This is a genomic window from Stenotrophomonas sp. (assembly GCF_050737075.1).
In the GTDB taxonomy this organism is placed as follows: domain Bacteria; phylum Pseudomonadota; class Gammaproteobacteria; order Xanthomonadales; family Xanthomonadaceae; genus Stenotrophomonas.
In genome coordinates, this window is the sequence record NZ_JBOHXV010000013.1 from 36685 (window position 1) to 52078 (window position 15394).

Genomic DNA, 15394 nt, shown 5'->3' on the forward strand with positions numbered 1-15394 from the left:
CAATGGGATTCCATAATAAATTTTATGAATGCGGGTTCCGCTTGGACTTCGCGAGCTCGATCGCCTCCAGCAGGATCCCCGCCTCTTCACCCGGCCAGCTCTTTGATTCAATAATCTTGGACCGCATGGCTTCGAGCTGCTCTTCGCTGAGGGTGAGCAGATCCCATGCGGCTGCACGCACACGGTCGTGCCGCCGGCTGGCCCATCTGCGTACCACCCATAGCGCGATCGGAAAGGCCGAAATAAAGGCGGCAAGCCCGATCCATCCCAGGAGAGTCATTCCCAGCTGCCAATCCACCTAACACGGCCAACAATCTGGACCGGATCACGGGGGTTGTCCAGACGCTTCGGCCTGTTCCAGTGGTGATCACCCGCAGGGTTGTCGCTTTCGACGAGAACGAGGTCGTCCACCACCTTCAGGCGTTTGGCGTATATCTCGCCTCTCCATTGGACGATGAAGATCGCCCCGTGCTCGGGCCGCGTGTCGTCTTCATCGAAAAGAATCGCATCACCGTCGCGAATCCGGGGCTCCATTGAATCGCCCTTTCCGTAGTAGACGGAGAGCCTTTTGTTCAACAGGCCCTTTCGCCTCAGGCTATTGGTGCGGAACTTGAGAGCATGGGTTTCGGAGTACTCCTGCGCCTCGGTGCCGGCGCCCAGGCCAACGGCTTGGGAGTACGCCGTCACGTCGCTCCAGTCATCGGACTGCTGCGGCGAGTGGGGGTCATCCATGCTTCCTTTCCCGGTCAACAGCCACTTGGCATCCACATTGAGAGCCGCGGCGATGGCCGGCAACCTGGTGGTGCCTCGCTGGTCCCCGTTCTCGATCCCGGCAAGAGTGGGATATGCGATACCGGCCTGTGCAGCCAGCTGCGCCCTGGTCAGGCCAGAGCGCTCGCGCGCGGCCTTAATTCGTTCACCGATTGTGTCCATAGTGTCCATTATTATGGAAAGCCATTATGGAATGCAGTTGACTTTGCATTCTGGGATACCATAATGGCCCAATGAACATGACTTGGAAAGAGCTGATCGAGGCCCTGGAGGCCCGGGGATGGCTGGTAACCCAGCTCGCCGGCCAGATTGGGAAGTCACCCGCCGCGATCTGCGACATCAAAGCCGATCGCACGAAAGAGCCCAAGGGGATGGCGGCAGTCATCCTCTACCAGCTCTACACGACCAACATGCCGCCGCCTGCTCGCGCGGCGAAATAACTCCAATCAGAGTGATTTAGGCCCGAGCCGAAGGAACGGATCAGGCGCAGTGAAGGAGAGCGTGCATCCCGGGCGTGGTAGTGGCCGTTCGGGTGTCTGGCGCGAGAACCCATCGTCCAGATACGACGAAGCCCCCGCTGTCGGCCAGACAAGTGCGGAGGCTTCGTTGAGACCGAGGTCACTATGCCACACGATCACACCGGGGAAAACCCGACATCCGCCCCGCGCCATATCAGCGAGTGCATGCGGGACGCAATGGCTCACGCCCGTGACCGCAGCGCCCACCCGTTGGTCACCCTCGCAGAGCGCCTACCAGATGGCCGCATCGCGGTCCTGGTCTTCGACCGCACCCGACAGCACGACGAACCCATGTACGACTTCTACTGCAGCGGGCCGGAATCAGCGTTGACGTGGATCGCGCAGATGGCCGGCAAGTCGTGGATCACCACCGAGCACCTTGGCGCCTTTGCGGCGCTGATCGCCGAGGCCTTCCCCTGCGGTGCAGGAGAAGGTCAATGAACGCGGTGGTTGCTCAGTCCTGCGGACCAGCCAAAGAGTCTTGGTCCGGATATCCCAAAACGTACTTCGTTTCGACCCAAGCGTCGCCGCCGTCTCGCATCGGAACCTGCTCAACGGAGAGCAGGCGCCAGCCCTCGTTGAGCAACTTGTTCACCGCGTCGTCGCTCCGCTGGGAGGTCACTTTGGTCATGCGGGTGAGCATCTGTGCAGTCGTTTCGGCCATGTCATTCGTCCTTGGATGGGTGTCGGGCGATCATACAGGAGGCCCCCGCCGTGGCTGAAGCAACAGACGCTCGCCTGTCCACCAGCCTGCCAGGCCATCCCAAAACCAAAAAGCTCGCTCGCCGGCTTGGTGCTGCCGGCCCGCTGGGTTGCATCTACCTGTTCCTCTGGACCGCAGCGAACCGAAGCGACGGCGACCTCAGTGGCATGACCGACGAAGATATCGAGCTGGCGGTCGACTGGACCGGCGACGACGGTGCGTTCGTTGCCACCATGATGGACGTGGGGTTCTTGGAGGGCGCCACCTGTGCTCGCCGCGTTCACGACTGGGCTGAACACAACCCGTGGGCAGCGGGTGCTGGCGATCGGAGTCAGCGCTCCAAGTTTGCTGCAGCTTGCCGCGACTATGGACGCGCCCGAGCAGAAGCCATGTATCCAGAGTACGTCGCGAAGCTCGCAGCAGACGCTCCTAAGACCTCGGCTAAAGGTCCGGCGGACGGGGAAAACTCAACCGGCGGAGATGCAGTTACGTCTAGCGGATCGTCCATTAAACAATACAAAGATGATCTAACGGACGAATCGGGATCGTGCCCGACTCCTTTCCCTTCCGATACCGATACCCTTCCTCCCCATTTCACTCAAGAACAATCCACTGGCGTGGATTCGTCAGCAGCCGGCGATGAACCCGCCGCTGCTGACGGCGATCTGCTGGGTGACAAGGTCCAAGGCGGTAAGCGGCGCGCCGTGCCGGCCTGTCCGCATGACGAGATCATCGCCAGCTACATGCGCATCCTGCCCGAGTGCCCGGTTGTGAGGGTCTGGAGCGAGCCGCGCAGGAGGCACATGCAGACCAGGTGGAAGGCCGATGAAGAGCGGCAGACGGTCGAATGGTGGGACGGCCTGTTCGAGTTCATCCGGCGCAGCGACTACCTGATGGGCAAGGTGAACGGGTTCCAGATCAGTCTGCCGTGGCTGGTCAAGTCCGAGGAGAACCTTGCCAAGGTCCTTGAGGGCAATTATCACGGAGCGCGCCCATGATGGCCCGGCACGACGCTACAGTCCCGCCGCACAGCATCGACGCTGAGCAATCCGTCCTCGGCGGCCTGATGCTGGCGCCAGAGGCATGGCCGCTGGTTTCCGACATCCTCACCGAGGAGGCCTTCTACCGCCGCGACCACCAGATGATCTACCGCGCGATTCGCGAACTGTCCGACCGCGAGCGTCCGTTCGACGCGGTGACGCTGGGTGAGTGGTTCGCAGCGCAGGGCAAGATGGAGCTGGTGGGGGATGGTGCGTACCTGATCGAGCTGGCGAGCACCACGCCGTCGGCAGCGAACATCGCCGGCTACACCGAGATCGTGATCGAGCACTATGGGCGGCGGCGGATGATCCAGGCCGGCGCGGATATGATTGCCGCGGCACAGGGCAGGGATGGGCGGGAGTTCGCCGAAATCCTCGCCGATGCCTCCCAGCAGGTGGCTGACCTGCAGCCGGCGCAGCGAGGCGGGCTGCGCCTGGTCGCAGAAAGGCTGAAAGGCTGGTGGGAGCAGTGGAGTGAGCGCTTCGAAAATCCAGAGAAGGCCATGGGCATCAAGACGCCCTGGCCTGAGTTCAACAGGATTACGAGAGGCCTGCTGCCCGCAACCGTTTACCTGATCGCAGCACGCCCAAGCATGGGCAAGAGCGTGGCCGCACTGAATATCGCGACCCATGCAGCTCTCAACGGCACCACGGTGGGCCTGTTCAGTCTGGAAATGAGCACGGACGACTGCCTCAATCGCAGCGTTGCATCGGAGGCGCGGGTGCCTCATGACTACGTGTGCGCGCCATCCAGGGATCATGAAGACAGCGAGATCTACAACAGCAAGCTGACGCCGGCAATCAGGGCGCTAAAGCAGGCGAAGTTGTACATCGATGACACGTCGTCATTGAGCATCCGGCAGTTTGAGGCTCGCGCACGGCGAATGAATCAGCGCACGCCACTGCAGCTTCTGGTGGTGGACCATATCCACGACTTCGAGGTGGATCCGCGGATGGCTCGTTTCGAGTACGGGCGCATCCTGCAGAAGGGGAAAGACCTGGCCAAGGAATGGAACATCCCGTTTGTGGCCTTGGCACAGTTGAACCGACAGTTGACAGGTCGCCAGGAGAAGCGTCCCACGTTGGCTGACCTTCGCGAGTCGGGCGAGCTCGAGCAGAAGGGCGATGTCATCGTGCTGCTGCACCGCGAGGACTACTACGACACGCCGGATCAGAAGACGCACCTGCAGGGCGTCGTGGAGATGCACTTCGCCAAGGGACGACATATCAAGTCGGGCGCTCGGATCAACCTTCGCAATCGGTTTGACCAAATGCGCCTGGACGAGTGGGACGGGCCGCTGCCGCAGGCACCGCAAACGTTCAATGAGGCTGACCGTGGCAGGACGTATGGTGGCATCGCGCGCCCGATGCCAGGGAAGGGCCGGGGGTATTCCCGTGACTGACCTCATGCCCACCGGGCCGCAGGCGCTGCGCAACCTCGCCGACACCTACGAGCAGCAGGCCCGGGTCTATGACCTGCGTCTGTGGCGCTCGCGCGGGGAGCGATCCACCGTGGCGGAGGCGTTCCGGCATGCCGCATCGATCGCACGGCAACAGGCCGCCAAGCTGGAGCGCCTGGCCAAACAGCTTGGGGAGGATGGACGTGGCAGCTGACCGCATCGAGCTGCGATTCCGCGCTGACCGCTGGCTCAAGGACCGGCGGCTGCGCTCCTGCAGCCCGGCAGCACGCGGCGTGTGGGTGGACGTGATGCTCCACCTGCTCGCCCAGGAGCGCCCTGGCGTGGTGATGGCGTCGGTGGCGAGGATCGCGAAGGACACGGGCGCCGACGTGGCAACGGTCAGGGAGCTGGCCACGGCCGGCGTGCTGCGCGGATCGGATCAGCGGGGCGCAGAGTTCACCTGGGCGCCGTCGCATGCAGGCAGGAAGGGCGAGCCGATTGTGCTGCTGTCGGTGGAGCAGGGCGCGTGCTGGTACTGCCCCGAGCTGGTGAGGGAGGCGCATGTGCGTGAGAGGCGCACGGCGAGCATTCGCGGGGTGGTGCCCATTCGCCCACCAATGGCTAGCAATGGTGATGTGCCCGCCGTAGTTTCATTGGCCCCAGCCGATCCTGCTGCCGGTGCTCGCGCGTGCCTGGCAATGCGCAAGGCAGGTATCACCAGCACCGCACCGGGACACCCGTCGCTACTGGCAGCAATCGCAGAGGGCGCAACCATGGACATGTTCGCAGCAGCAGCCCGTCGCGGGGCAGTTTCGGGCAAGGGATTCGTCTGGGTTGTGGCAACGGTGAGAGGGGAGTTGATGGGCGCGAATAGGTCCGCCTCGCGCGCGCGCGCGTTTGGCGGGGGCGGTGGGTGAGCAGACGGGGGGATGGCATGAGCAGGCACGTCGTGAAGGACAGCCGCATCGACTGGTTCCAGATCCTGGCCGACCTCAACCGGCTGGGAGTGCCGGTGTCGTCGGTGTCGCAGCAGACCCGCATCCCCAAGTCGACGATTCTGGGGTGGAAGCAGGGGGCCGAGCCGAAGCATGCGGACGGCGAGCTGCTGATCGACCTGTGGATAGGGCTGACCGGCAACAACCGGCACCAGGCGCCGAGGACTTAACTTCCGGCAGTTGCGTGAAGGTCCGGTTTGAAACGCGACCTTTCTCCGGTTTGGAACCGGGGTATTCGCCCTTCTGGGTGGAAACTGCCTTCTCAAATCACTCTGATTGGAGTGAATTGACTGGGTGGTGGATTGCCACCCAGCCTGCAACCGTCCACCGTAAGGCGCACGGTTGGCGGGGGGATTTCCTCAAATTGAGGAAAAGTGGTCACCGGGGTGGCACTTGGTACTTGCCGTTCTTGACGCCATCGAGGATCGCTTCCTTCACCTTGCGGAACTCATCCTCGGCCGTGCGGTACAGGTGGCCGGGCAGTTCTGCCTCACCGATGCGGCCCTGCAGCTGCGTGCGGCCCATCTCGAAGTTCATCTTCAGGATTTCCACCATCGCCGCAGGTTCGTTCCTGCGCGGGCTGCCGATGAATGCCAGGAGCGCCTTCTCCTGGGCAACGTCGCGGCCAATGGAGCGTGCGAGTTTCGTCTGATCGTCCGTGTTCAAGCGCGGTTCTCCGCTGTTGGGTGAGGGCCAATCGTACCGCCTGCGGGCGGCCCGGGGCATTGGCAGATAGTCGGGAACCCGCACTGATCGCTGAGCAGACTGGCCGCACACCCACTGTGCTGGAGCCGCCCATGCCCGCCCCCGATCTCAAGCCGCAGACCCCCGGCGAACCGCTGACCGATACCCCGTCCGATACCCCGGCCGATCCCCAGGCCGCCAAGCGCGCCGAGCTGGAGGCCATTGCCGCCCTCAACGCTCCGGAGGTCATCGAAGGCCTGGCCACCATGACCCCCGACGAGCTGCGGCTGCTGCACGCGATCGAGACGGACGGCAAGGGCCGCGTCACCGTGCTGGGCGCCATCAACGCCGCGCTCGCGCCGCCCAAGGCCACCGTCACCCCATCCAGCTACGAAATCCCGCTGCCGCCGGAAGTGTCCGGCGTTGTGGCCGGCGCGCTGTTCGACTTCCTCGGCTTCCTGACCACCCGCGACAAGGTGATCAGCCTGGGCTCCACCGAAACCCCGCATGACGCGATGGACGCGCTCGAGGAATGGGCCTCCACCCGTGGCCTGCAGCTGGACGAGCCCGCCGTAGCGGACTGGCAGGAGCGCGGCACGGAGCTGGCCACCCAGCAGGACGTCGGCAAGTCTGCAGGCGATGCAGGTGATCCCGCGACCATCGGGCCGCGCCGTGCCGTGCTGACCGAGCAGGGCTGGGTCGTACCCGAAGCGCCGAAGAAGGCCTGAGCCATGTGCAGCACGCGCCAGATCCTCTCGCCGTCCGGCTCGCTGTTCAACAAGAACCGCAAGTACGTCGACCCGCTGGGCATCACCAAGACCGCCGTGGGCGATCCGACCGGCCGCATCCGCAAGGAGACAGCCAAGGTCGAGGCCGAGAAGGCCGCTGAAGCGAAGGCCAAGGCCGACGTGGCGAATCAGTACCCGAACGCCCTGGCCGCTGCTGCTGATGCGGCGAACGAAACCACCTCCTCCTCCCTCAACGCTCGCCTGAAGCGCCGTAGCGCGTTCGCGGTGAGCCTGATGGGGCAGGGCGGCACGCAGTCGCTGCTGGCCAGCGGCGGAAGGAGCTGAGCATGTGCGGATCGAAGAAGGCCCCCAAGGTGGTAGAGCGCGACCTGGTGGCGGAGCAGCGAGTGGCCGAGGCCAATGCCGCATCGGAGGCGAACATGGCACTGGCATCCCGCCGGCGTCGTCGCCGTGAGAGCAGCCTGCTCACCTTGGGGGCTGATGGCCTGATGGGCGTCGGCTCGACTCCGAGTCTGCTGGCCCAGGCGCAGGGCCGCTCGACCCTCGGGGGTGCCTGATGGCTACCGGTGCCAGCATCTGCAAGCGCATGACTGATCTGAAGGGCCAGCGCCAGCCGCACGAAAACGTGTGGCGCGAGTGCTACGACTACACCTTCCCGCTGCGGTCCGATGGCTTCGACGGCAACACCGTCGACGCGCAGCAGGCCCAGGCGCGGAAGGCGCGGATCTTCGACGGAACCGGGACGGACGGATCGCGCACGCTGGCCTCGGCGATCATGTCCGGCCTCACCCCGGCAAACTCCCGATGGTTCGAGCTGGACATCGAGGACGAGACCCCGGAGGAGAAGCGTTTCTTCGACGAAGCGGCCGAAACCCTGTGGATGAACATCCACCAGTCCAATTTCGACGCCGAGGCCTACGAGGGCTGCATCGACGCCGTGGCTGCGGGCTGGTTCGTCCTCTACATCGACGAGGACCGCGAGCGTGGTGGCTTCACGTTCGAGCAGTGGGCGATCTCGGGCTGCTACCTGACCAGCACCCGGCGCGACGGGCTGATCGACACCTGCTATCGCGAGCACACCATGTCGGCGTCGGCCGCGGTTGCCACGTTCGGCCACGACAACCTGAGCGAGCAGACCCGCAAGCTCGCCAAGGACAAGCCAGATGAGCGTGTGGCCTTCATCCACGCCATCGAGCCCCGGCAGACTTACGCCGTCGGCGCCCGCATGGCCAAGAACCTGCCGTTCGCGTCGGTGGTGGTGGAAGCCAAGACCAAGCACCTGGTCCGCGAGTCGGGATATCACGAGTTCCCCATCGTCGCGCCGCGATGGATGCGGATCCAGAACAGCTGCTACGGCGTGGGGCCGGTGTTCGATGCTCTCCCGGACATCCGCACCCTCAACGAGCTGAAGGGCATGCAGCTGGCGGCCGCCGACCTGGCCGTTGCCGGTATGTGGATCGCCGAGGACGACGGTGTGCTCAACCCGCGCACGGTCAAGATCGGCCCGCGCAAGATCATCGTGGCCAACTCCACCGACTCCATGAAGCCGCTGTCCACCGGCAGCGACTTCCAGATGGCGGAGTACCTGGTCAGTAACCTGCAATCGGCCATCCGCAAGATCCTGATGGCCGACCAGCTGCAGCCGCAGGACGGCCCGGCCATGACCGCCACTGAGGTACACGTCCGCGTCGAGCTGATCCGCCAGCTACTCGGGCCGATCTACGGCCGCTTGCAGGCCGAGTACCTGCGCCCGCTGGTGGAGCGCTGCTTCGGCATCGCCTACCGGGCCGGCGTGCTCGGTGCAGCTCCTGAATCGCTGTCCGGGCGGGACTACTCGGTGAAGTACGTTTCGCCGATGGCGCGATCGCAGCGACTGGCGGATGTGACCGCGATCGAGCGTCTCTACGCGTCCGCTGGTGCGGTTGCCAAGATGCGCGGGGATACGACGACCCTCGACCGGATCAACGATGCCGTGGCGATGGAGATCACCGCGGAGGGGCTGGGCGTGCCGAGCCGGGTACTGCTTACGCCCGAGGAGTTCGAGGCCAAGCAGCAGGCACAGGCCCAAGCTGCGCAGGCAGCGAAGCAGCAGCAGATGAGTGAGCAGGCCATGTCCACCGCCGCAGATGCGCAGATCCAGCGGGCGACCGCCGCATGACCGATGCGATCAAGCCCACCCCCGAGATGTACGCCCGCGTTTTCGAGAACCACGCAGAAGGCGCCCTGATCCTGGAAGACCTGGCGCGTCGGTTCCACCGGCCTGCCGTACTGGACGGCGAGAACGCCGCCCTCAAGACCTACCACCGCGAGGGCGCCCGCTCCGTGGTGGATTTCATCGTCACCCAATGCAACCGAGCCAATGGAGTAACCGCTGATGAGCCAGACGAACACGAATGATGGGAACCAAGGCGTCCCCGAAGGTGCAGCTGCCGCGTCGGGCCAGGGTAGTGCGTCGCTGCTCGAGGGGGCAGCAGGAGCGAATGCCAACGACTGGATCCCGGAGAAGTTCCGCACCGCCAAAGAAGGCGGCACGGACCTCGACATCGAAGCCTCCGCCCGCAAGCTCGCCAGCAGCTACGCAGAGCTGGAGAAGATGCGCCCGACCGGCACGCTGCCCAAGACCGCCGACGAGTACGTGATCGAGGGCTTGCCGGACGGCGTGAGCGTCGACGAGGTGAAGGGCGACCCGCTGTTCAAGGGGATCATCGACCGCGCCCACTCAAAGGGCATCCCGCAGGAACACGTCAACTTCTTCCTGAGCGAATACTTCGGTTTCGCGCCGGAGCTGCTGGCCGGCAATGCCCGCATGTCGCAGGAAGAAGCCCGCGGCGAGCTGGCAAAGGTGTGGACCGACGACCAAGCCATGCAGAAGAACCTGGGACAGGCCGCGCGCGCCGCCAAGGCTTTCGCCTCCGAAGGCGACGCCGCCGGCAGCTACAGCCGTCTGATGGACAAGTTCGGTGACGACCCCGACTTCCTGCACTTCGCTGCCGCCGTGGGCGCCGAGTTGCAGGAGGACCAGCCGATCAATGGCAACGCCGTCGCCGAGCAGGACTGGGATGGCCGAATCGCCGCCATCAAGGCCGACCCGGCCTACATGGACGGCAAGCACCCGCAGCACGACCAGAAGGTGCAGGAGCTGTCTGCCCTGTACCAGAAGCGCTACGGCACCCAGTCGCAGCGCCTCGGCGCTGGCGCCACCCGTTAATCGGATCACAGCCAAGGGAACGCAATGAACGACCAGACGATCGAACAGGAAATCCAGGCCAAGGGCCTGACCGCGCCGCGCATCACCCCCGATGACGTGGCGGCAGCCATCTCCGGCGAGACCTACACGGTTCTGCCCAACGGGCGCACCACCGTGTGCCAGCTAACGCTCTCAAACGGCTTCACGGTCGAGGGCATCAGCGCTGCCGTGAGCATCGAGAACTTCGATGCCGAGATCGGCAACAAGGTTGCCCGCCAGAACGCGGTCGGGAAGGTATGGGAGCTGCTCGGCTTCCGCTTGCGGGACAAGCTGGCCGGCTGACGTCCAGCAGCTGGACACCATCGAAGCCCCGCCAAGCGCGGGGCTTCTTCGTTTCTGGAAATAGTCGGGAAACCGACCTCACACAACGCCAACACTCGCAGGCATCTGGCCCGAGGTGGCACTCGGATAACCAGCCAAGCCCGCGCACCGATGCCACGCGAACCGCCCGGCCCCGCCAGGGACAACCGAGCAGGCACGAACACCCCTTCATCCCTTCGGAGTTTCTATGAGCCAGTACATCACCGAAGCGTTCGTGCAGCAGTTCGCCGACAACTTCAAGCACGTCGCCCAGCAGACCGAATCCCGCTTCCAGAGCGCTGTGACCCTCGAGCCCGGCATCGTGGGCATGTCGAAGTCGGTCAACCGTCTCGGCCAGCGCAAGGCCCAGCGCCGCCTGGTCCGCCACGGCGACACCCCGATCAACGATCAGCCGCATTCCACCCGCTTCATCGACCTGTTCGACTGGGAAGACGGCGACATGATCGATGACCTGGACAAGGTCCGCATGCTCGTGGACCCGACCAGTGACTACGTCAAGGCGATGGTCAACGCCATGAACCGCACCAAGGACGAGGTCGTCATCGGCGTCCTGGGTGGCAACTCGCGCAGCGCCACCGGCAACGTCGCTCTGCCGGCGTCGCAGAAGATCGCCGTGGCCGGCACGGGCCTGACCAAGGCCAAGATCATCCAGGCCAAGACCATGTTCCGCCAGAAGGAAGCGGATGCCATCGGCGGCGAAGAGCTTTACATGGCCTACAGCGCGCAGGCGGCGGGCGAGATCCTGTCGGACTCGACGCTGACCTCGGCCGACTTCATGGCGAGCAAGTTCCTGGAATCGGGCGACGTGGTGGGCAAGTGGCTGGGCTTCACCTGGATCCCGTCCGAGATGCTGCCCAAGGTCGGGAACACCCGCTTCCTGTACGCCTGGGCGAAGTCCGGCGTGGCGCTGGGCATCGGCAAGGACACCACCACCCGCGTCGGCGAAGACCCGGGCAAGGGCTTCAACGTCCGCGTGTACGCCAAGCAGGCCATCGGTGCTACCCGCATCGAGGAAGAGAAGGTCGTCGAAATCGCGGTCCAGGAAGCCTGACCGCCGGGCGGTGATCTCGGTCGCCGCCCTCCACCCCATCCCAGTACGAGGAACACATCATGGCCGTAGTCAACAAGGGGAGCGCGGCGATCACTGCTCGCGACTCCGCAGCCGCCCCCGGCGTCTCCCAGCTCGCATCCACCAAGGTCGCCACCGGGCGCGTCAAGGAATCCATCGGCGTCATCGCGGTGGCCAACGGCGACAGCACCGCGAGCGTCCTGCACTTCTTCACCATCAACTCGGGCTGGCGCGTCGGCGCGGTCCTGGCCTCCTGCACGGCGCTCACCGGTGCCGCGGCGGACATCGGCCTGTACGACCTGCCGACGCGTAACGCCGGCGCTGTGGTCGATGCCGACTTCTTCGCGTCGGCGCAGGATCTCTCGGCGGCACTGGACGGCACCAACGTGCTTCGCGAGTCCGGCCTGATCACCGTCGAGAAGCTGGAATGGCCGGTATGGCGCCTGCTGGGCCTGGCCACCGATCCGGGCATCCAGTACGACGTCTGCGCCACGCTCACCGCCGGCGCCACCGCTGCCGGTTTCGTGGCGCTGAAGGGCCACTTCATCGACGGGAACTGATCCCTCCGGATCGGGTGCAGTACATGCCGGGGGCCACGTGCCCCCGGTTCTACATGAGGACCAGCAGCGATGATTGAGACCGCAACCGACGTCAGTATCTGCTCCAACGCGCTGCTGTCTCTCGGGGCCAAGCCGATCGCCAGCTTCGACGAGGCCAGCTACGAGCCGAATCTCGACCGAGCAAAGCTCTGCGCCGGCATCTACCCCGGCCTGAAGAAGTCGATCCTCCGCGGCCATCCCTGGAACTGCGCCATCAAGCGCGTGCAGCTCTCCCCCGACGCATCCGCACCGGTGTTCGGGTTCCGCAGCCGCTTCCTCCTGCCGGGCGACTGGCTGCGCACGCTGGCAGTGGGCGACGAGCGCAACGGGCAGCGCATTACATACCGCTCCGAGGGGCGCTATCTGCTGGCCGATGAGGTCGTGTTCCCGCTGGTCTACATCGCCGACGTACCGGAGAACGAGTGGGATTCGCTGCTGGTGGACGTGATGACCGCAGCGATGGCCGTGCGCTTGGCTTACCCGATCACCACCTCCGGCAGCATGGTCGAGCTGAAGACCGCAGAGCTGCGCAACCTGATGGACAAGGCGCGGGCTGTGGACGGGCAGGACGACCCGCCCGAGACCTTGGGCGACTTCCCGCTGCTGGCGGCGCGCGCGGGCGGCTTTGGGAGGGCTTGGTAATGCGCGCAGCGATGATGAAGACCAACTTCACCGCCGGCGAGCTGAGCCCGCGCCTGTACGGCCGCTCGGACATCGACCGGTACAACAACGGCGCCAAGGTGCTGCTCAACGTGTTCGTGCTGGTGCAGGGCGGAGTCATCGGTCGATACGGCCTGCGTTTCACCCAGCCGGCCAAGCACGGCGATAAGCACGGCGTGCTGATCCCCTACGTGTTCAACCGCGACCAGGCCTACATGCTGGAGGTGGGCGACGCCTACATCCGCGTGTACCTGCAGAACGGGGCGCAGGTGCAGACCGAGACCTCGCCGGGCGTGTTCACCCCGTACGAGATCCAGAGCGACTATGCCGAGGCCGACCTTGATTCGATCGACTACGTGCAGAGCGGGGACACGATGTTCCTGTTCCACGTCGACTACCCGACCCGCCGCCTGCGCCGCTTCGGCAACGCCGCGTGGGTGCTGGAGGACGTGCCGTGGGTGAACCTGCCGTATGCCGAAGTTGGCACCCGGCCGGCGGCGTCGCTCACCCTGGACAGCCTGGCTCTCGGCCCCGGCAGGACGCTGACCGCAAGCGCCGGGGCCTTCATGGCGTCGGACGTTGGCCGCGAGATCGAGACCGAGGGCGGCTTGGCCCTGATCACTGCCTTCACCAGCGGCACGGTCGTTATTGCCGACGTGCTGACGCCGTTCCCGAGCCTGGTCATCGCCGACGGTGACTGGCTGATCACCGGCAGCCCATATGCCACCCTGACGCCGACTTGGCCCGCCGGCAGCGGCACCGACCTACCCGCCGTGGGCGCAGCGATCACGCTGACGCTGGGGCAGGCTGGCTGGCGCGCTGAGGACGTGGGCAAGTGGGTCGACATCAACGCCGGCCTGATACAGATCACGGCTGTGTCGTCCTCGACAGTGGCCACCGGCGAGCTGCGCCGCGTCATGTCCGCACTCGTAGCTTCCCCCGCGCTCGCCTGGACCCTGATGGGCAGCGCCTGGGGTGGGAAGAACGGCTATCCCCGCACCGGCACGTTCTTCGAGCAGCGCCTCTGGTGCGCCGGCTCCCGCATGTTCCCGCAGACCGTGTGGGGCTCGCGCATCGGTGAATACCTGGACTTCGAGCTGGGCGCCGAATCCGACGACGCCATGTCGCTCTCGGCGGCCAGCGAGCAGCAGCACACGATCACGCACCTGACTGGCCTGGGCGCGCTGGTCACGCTGAGCAACGGCGGCGAGACCACGATCCGTGGCACCGACGACTCGGCGATCGCGCCCAACGCCAAGAACAAGATCAAGCCTCAATCGAACTTCGGCTGCAGCATCGTGTCGCCAGAGCGCATTGGCGGCGAGCTGCTGTTCGTGCAGCGCGGCGGGCGCAAGATCCGCGCGCTCTCCGCCGACAAGATCGACTCCGACCAGTTCGGTGCCCCGGACATGACGGTGCTGGCGGAGCACATCACCCGCGCTGGCGTCGCTGGGCTGGCCTACCAGGCAGAGCCGGACCCGCTCCTGTTCACCCTGATGGCGGATGGGCAGCTGGCAGTCCTCACCTTCGACCGGGACCAGGACGTGATCGGCTGGGCCCGGCAGTCCACGCAAGGCCGCTTCGACGCTGTGGCCACGCTGCCGACCGAGACTGGCGACCAGGTGTGGGCCATCGTAATACGCGAGGTGGGTGGTCAACAGGTCCGGTATGTCGAACGCTTCGACCCCTCGCTCAACACCGACAGCGCCATCACCGGCGTTGACCCGGCGGGCAGCACCGTCTGGACCGGTCTGGCCCACCTGGAAGGCATGACCGTGAAGGTCAAGGCAGATGGCGTGGAGCTGCAGGACCGCGTGGTCAGCGGCGGCGAAATCACCCTGGAACGCGCAGCGAAGACGGTGGAGATCGGCCTGCAGTACGTGTCCCGGGTCGAGATGCTGCGCCCCGAGGTGCAGACGCAGGAGGGAACCTCGCAGGGCGGCAGTGTCCGGATCTCCGAAGTCACCTGCCGGTTCCTCGAAACGATTGGCGCCACGGTGAACGGGCAGCTGATCTTCGGGCGCCCGCTTGGCCTTGGCGTACTGGACAAGCCGCCGCAGCCATTCACCGGCGACGTACCGGTGGAGACGTTGGGCTGGGGTCGGGGCGACTTCCACGTCGTCGTCGAACAGAAGCAGCCATATCCATTCCACCTGCAGGCCGTAATTTCAACCACCACGGTGAACGCCAAATGATCCGCTCCGCCACGCACGCCGACATCGGCGATCTTCTGGTCCTCTCCGAAGCGATGCACGCCGAGTCGCGCTACGTCGCCTATCCGTTCTCGCCGTCCAAGATGGCCGGCCTGTTCCGCGCACTGATCGATGGGCATGGTTGTGTGTTCGTCGCGGAGGCGGAGGGCCAGCTGGTCGGAATGGCCGCCGGCTACTGCGAGGAATTCTGGTTCGCCGACGCCAAAGTGGCCGGCGAGTACGGCATCTACGTGACCAAGCAGCACCGCGGCTCGCGGTTGGGCGTGCAGCTGCTGCGCGAGTACGTCCGCTGGTGCAAGGACGTGGGTGCCGACCTCATCCAGGCGGGTATCACCACCGGCGTGACGCATGAGCGCACGTCGCAGGTCTACCAGGGCATCGGGTTCACCCCGACCGGCACTGTCTTCGAATACACGGGAGAGTAA

23 protein-coding genes are annotated in these 15394 nt (G+C 65.3%); 19 read left to right on the top strand and 4 right to left on the bottom strand.

Annotation, left to right across the window (positions count from 1 at the left end):
- Positions 1–22 precede the first annotated feature (22 nt).
- Complete coding sequence (locus ACREPD_RS04870; RefSeq protein WP_431598264.1) at positions 23–280, bottom strand: hypothetical protein; 258 nt, start codon at positions 278–280, stop codon at positions 23–25.
- Positions 277–942, bottom strand: coding sequence for an XRE family transcriptional regulator (locus ACREPD_RS04875; RefSeq protein WP_431598265.1), 666 nt, complete (start codon positions 940–942; stop codon positions 277–279). The genes ACREPD_RS04870 and ACREPD_RS04875 overlap by 4 nt, the downstream gene beginning before the upstream one ends.
- A 62-nt stretch (positions 943–1004) precedes the next feature.
- Between ACREPD_RS04875 and ACREPD_RS04880 the strand changes: the two genes are divergently transcribed.
- Both ACREPD_RS04880 and ACREPD_RS04885 read left to right on the top strand, forming a co-directional pair.
- A complete protein-coding gene (locus ACREPD_RS04880) occupies positions 1005–1211 on the top strand; it encodes an XRE family transcriptional regulator (RefSeq protein ID WP_431598266.1) in 207 nt (68 codons plus the stop codon).
- A gap of 255 nt (positions 1212–1466) precedes the next feature.
- The gene (locus ACREPD_RS04885) at positions 1467–1730 is read left to right on the top strand and encodes a hypothetical protein (protein ID WP_431598267.1); all 264 of its coding nucleotides are present in this window, start codon (positions 1467–1469) and stop codon (positions 1728–1730) included.
- 13 nt (positions 1731–1743) lie between these two features.
- Here the strand turns inward: ACREPD_RS04885 and ACREPD_RS04890 are convergent, their stop codons facing one another.
- Positions 1744–1953, bottom strand: coding sequence for a hypothetical protein (locus ACREPD_RS04890; protein ID WP_431598268.1), 210 nt, complete (start codon positions 1951–1953; stop codon positions 1744–1746).
- Positions 1954–2003: 50 nt separating this feature from the next.
- On the opposite strand from ACREPD_RS04890, the gene ACREPD_RS04895 reads away from it, so the two are divergent.
- Genes ACREPD_RS04895 through ACREPD_RS04915 form a run of 5 tightly spaced genes read left to right on the top strand, consistent with a single transcriptional unit; the run spans position 2004 to position 5597 of the window.
- Entirely contained in the window at positions 2004–2990 is a 987-nt protein-coding gene (locus ACREPD_RS04895) for a hypothetical protein (protein ID WP_431598269.1), read from the top strand.
- Positions 2987–4435, top strand: a complete 1449-nt coding sequence (locus ACREPD_RS04900; RefSeq protein ID WP_431598270.1) for a replicative DNA helicase — start codon at positions 2987–2989, stop codon at positions 4433–4435. Before ACREPD_RS04895 ends, ACREPD_RS04900 begins: the two co-directional genes overlap by 4 nt.
- The gene (locus ACREPD_RS04905) at positions 4428–4646 is read left to right on the top strand and encodes a hypothetical protein (protein ID WP_431598271.1); all 219 of its coding nucleotides are present in this window, start codon (positions 4428–4430) and stop codon (positions 4644–4646) included. The genes ACREPD_RS04900 and ACREPD_RS04905 overlap by 8 nt, the downstream gene beginning before the upstream one ends.
- Entirely contained in the window at positions 4636–5349 is a 714-nt protein-coding gene (locus tag ACREPD_RS04910) for a hypothetical protein (RefSeq protein ID WP_431598272.1), read from the top strand. The genes ACREPD_RS04905 and ACREPD_RS04910 overlap by 11 nt, the downstream gene beginning before the upstream one ends.
- Before the next feature lie 17 nt (positions 5350–5366).
- A complete protein-coding gene (locus ACREPD_RS04915; RefSeq protein WP_431598273.1) occupies positions 5367–5597 on the top strand; it encodes a hypothetical protein in 231 nt (76 codons plus the stop codon).
- A gap of 208 nt (positions 5598–5805) precedes the next feature.
- Here the strand turns inward: ACREPD_RS04915 and ACREPD_RS04920 are convergent, their stop codons facing one another.
- Positions 5806–6093 (bottom strand): hypothetical protein, encoded by a 288-nt coding sequence (locus ACREPD_RS04920; protein WP_431598274.1) that lies wholly within the window; start codon positions 6091–6093, stop codon positions 5806–5808.
- 131 nt (positions 6094–6224) lie between these two features.
- Here ACREPD_RS04920 and ACREPD_RS04925 point away from each other — a divergent pair, with 131 nt between their 5' ends.
- From ACREPD_RS04925 to ACREPD_RS04980, 12 genes are all read left to right on the top strand, one after another.
- A complete protein-coding gene (locus tag ACREPD_RS04925) occupies positions 6225–6839 on the top strand; it encodes a hypothetical protein (protein WP_431598275.1) in 615 nt (204 codons plus the stop codon).
- Between the two features lie 3 nt (positions 6840–6842).
- On the top strand, positions 6843–7184 hold the full coding sequence (locus ACREPD_RS04930; RefSeq protein WP_431598276.1) for a hypothetical protein: 342 nt from the start codon (positions 6843–6845) through the stop codon (positions 7182–7184).
- 95 nt (positions 7185–7279) lie between these two features.
- Positions 7280–7417: a hypothetical protein gene (locus ACREPD_RS04935; protein WP_431598277.1), complete on the top strand. Its 138-nt coding sequence runs from the start codon at positions 7280–7282 to the stop codon at positions 7415–7417.
- Positions 7418–7446: 29 nt separating this feature from the next.
- Positions 7447–9018 (top strand): portal protein, encoded by a 1572-nt coding sequence (locus ACREPD_RS04940; protein ID WP_431598278.1) that lies wholly within the window; start codon positions 7447–7449, stop codon positions 9016–9018.
- On the top strand, positions 9015–9257 hold the full coding sequence (locus ACREPD_RS04945; RefSeq protein ID WP_431598279.1) for a hypothetical protein: 243 nt from the start codon (positions 9015–9017) through the stop codon (positions 9255–9257). The genes ACREPD_RS04940 and ACREPD_RS04945 overlap by 4 nt, the downstream gene beginning before the upstream one ends.
- Complete coding sequence (locus ACREPD_RS04950; protein WP_431598280.1) at positions 9235–10068, top strand: hypothetical protein; 834 nt, start codon at positions 9235–9237, stop codon at positions 10066–10068. Before ACREPD_RS04945 ends, ACREPD_RS04950 begins: the two co-directional genes overlap by 23 nt.
- Before the next feature lie 24 nt (positions 10069–10092).
- Entirely contained in the window at positions 10093–10389 is a 297-nt protein-coding gene (locus ACREPD_RS04955) for a Gp49 family protein (RefSeq protein WP_431598281.1), read from the top strand.
- Positions 10390–10615: 226 nt separating this feature from the next.
- Positions 10616–11479: a phage capsid protein gene (locus tag ACREPD_RS04960; protein WP_431598282.1), complete on the top strand. Its 864-nt coding sequence runs from the start codon at positions 10616–10618 to the stop codon at positions 11477–11479.
- Positions 11480–11538: 59 nt separating this feature from the next.
- Complete coding sequence (locus ACREPD_RS04965; protein ID WP_431598283.1) at positions 11539–12057, top strand: hypothetical protein; 519 nt, start codon at positions 11539–11541, stop codon at positions 12055–12057.
- 69 nt (positions 12058–12126) lie between these two features.
- Positions 12127–12738 (top strand): hypothetical protein, encoded by a 612-nt coding sequence (locus ACREPD_RS04970; protein WP_431598284.1) that lies wholly within the window; start codon positions 12127–12129, stop codon positions 12736–12738.
- Positions 12738–14951 carry a hypothetical protein gene (locus ACREPD_RS04975; RefSeq protein WP_431598285.1) on the top strand — a complete coding sequence of 738 codons (2214 nt, stop codon included), beginning with the start codon at positions 12738–12740 and terminating at the stop codon, positions 14949–14951. The genes ACREPD_RS04970 and ACREPD_RS04975 overlap by 1 nt, the downstream gene beginning before the upstream one ends.
- Complete coding sequence (locus ACREPD_RS04980; RefSeq protein ID WP_431598286.1) at positions 14948–15394, top strand: N-acetyltransferase family protein; 447 nt, start codon at positions 14948–14950, stop codon at positions 15392–15394. The genes ACREPD_RS04975 and ACREPD_RS04980 overlap by 4 nt, the downstream gene beginning before the upstream one ends.

Coding starts and splice junctions, on each gene's coding strand:
- ACREPD_RS04970 (WP_431598284.1), top strand. CDS start 12,127: ATGATTGAGACCGCAACCGACGTCAGTATCTGCTCCAACGCGCTGCTG.
- ACREPD_RS04870 (WP_431598264.1), bottom strand. CDS start 280: ATGACTCTCCTGGGATGGATCGGGCTTGCCGCCTTTATTTCGGCCTTT.
- ACREPD_RS04945 (WP_431598279.1), top strand. CDS start 9,015: ATGACCGATGCGATCAAGCCCACCCCCGAGATGTACGCCCGCGTTTTC.
- ACREPD_RS04930 (WP_431598276.1), top strand. CDS start 6,843: ATGTGCAGCACGCGCCAGATCCTCTCGCCGTCCGGCTCGCTGTTCAAC.
- ACREPD_RS04885 (WP_431598267.1), top strand. CDS start 1,467: ATGGCTCACGCCCGTGACCGCAGCGCCCACCCGTTGGTCACCCTCGCA.
- ACREPD_RS04915 (WP_431598273.1), top strand. CDS start 5,367: ATGAGCAGGCACGTCGTGAAGGACAGCCGCATCGACTGGTTCCAGATC.
- ACREPD_RS04880 (WP_431598266.1), top strand. CDS start 1,005: ATGAACATGACTTGGAAAGAGCTGATCGAGGCCCTGGAGGCCCGGGGA.
- ACREPD_RS04935 (WP_431598277.1), top strand. CDS start 7,280: ATGGCACTGGCATCCCGCCGGCGTCGTCGCCGTGAGAGCAGCCTGCTC.
- ACREPD_RS04955 (WP_431598281.1), top strand. CDS start 10,093: ATGAACGACCAGACGATCGAACAGGAAATCCAGGCCAAGGGCCTGACC.
- ACREPD_RS04975 (WP_431598285.1), top strand. CDS start 12,738: ATGCGCGCAGCGATGATGAAGACCAACTTCACCGCCGGCGAGCTGAGC.
- ACREPD_RS04980 (WP_431598286.1), top strand. CDS start 14,948: ATGATCCGCTCCGCCACGCACGCCGACATCGGCGATCTTCTGGTCCTC.
- ACREPD_RS04925 (WP_431598275.1), top strand. CDS start 6,225: ATGCCCGCCCCCGATCTCAAGCCGCAGACCCCCGGCGAACCGCTGACC.
- ACREPD_RS04900 (WP_431598270.1), top strand. CDS start 2,987: ATGATGGCCCGGCACGACGCTACAGTCCCGCCGCACAGCATCGACGCT.
- ACREPD_RS04960 (WP_431598282.1), top strand. CDS start 10,616: ATGAGCCAGTACATCACCGAAGCGTTCGTGCAGCAGTTCGCCGACAAC.
- ACREPD_RS04940 (WP_431598278.1), top strand. CDS start 7,447: ATGACTGATCTGAAGGGCCAGCGCCAGCCGCACGAAAACGTGTGGCGC.
- ACREPD_RS04875 (WP_431598265.1), bottom strand. CDS start 942: ATGGACACTATGGACACAATCGGTGAACGAATTAAGGCCGCGCGCGAG.
- ACREPD_RS04950 (WP_431598280.1), top strand. CDS start 9,235: ATGAGCCAGACGAACACGAATGATGGGAACCAAGGCGTCCCCGAAGGT.
- ACREPD_RS04965 (WP_431598283.1), top strand. CDS start 11,539: ATGGCCGTAGTCAACAAGGGGAGCGCGGCGATCACTGCTCGCGACTCC.
- ACREPD_RS04890 (WP_431598268.1), bottom strand. CDS start 1,953: ATGGCCGAAACGACTGCACAGATGCTCACCCGCATGACCAAAGTGACC.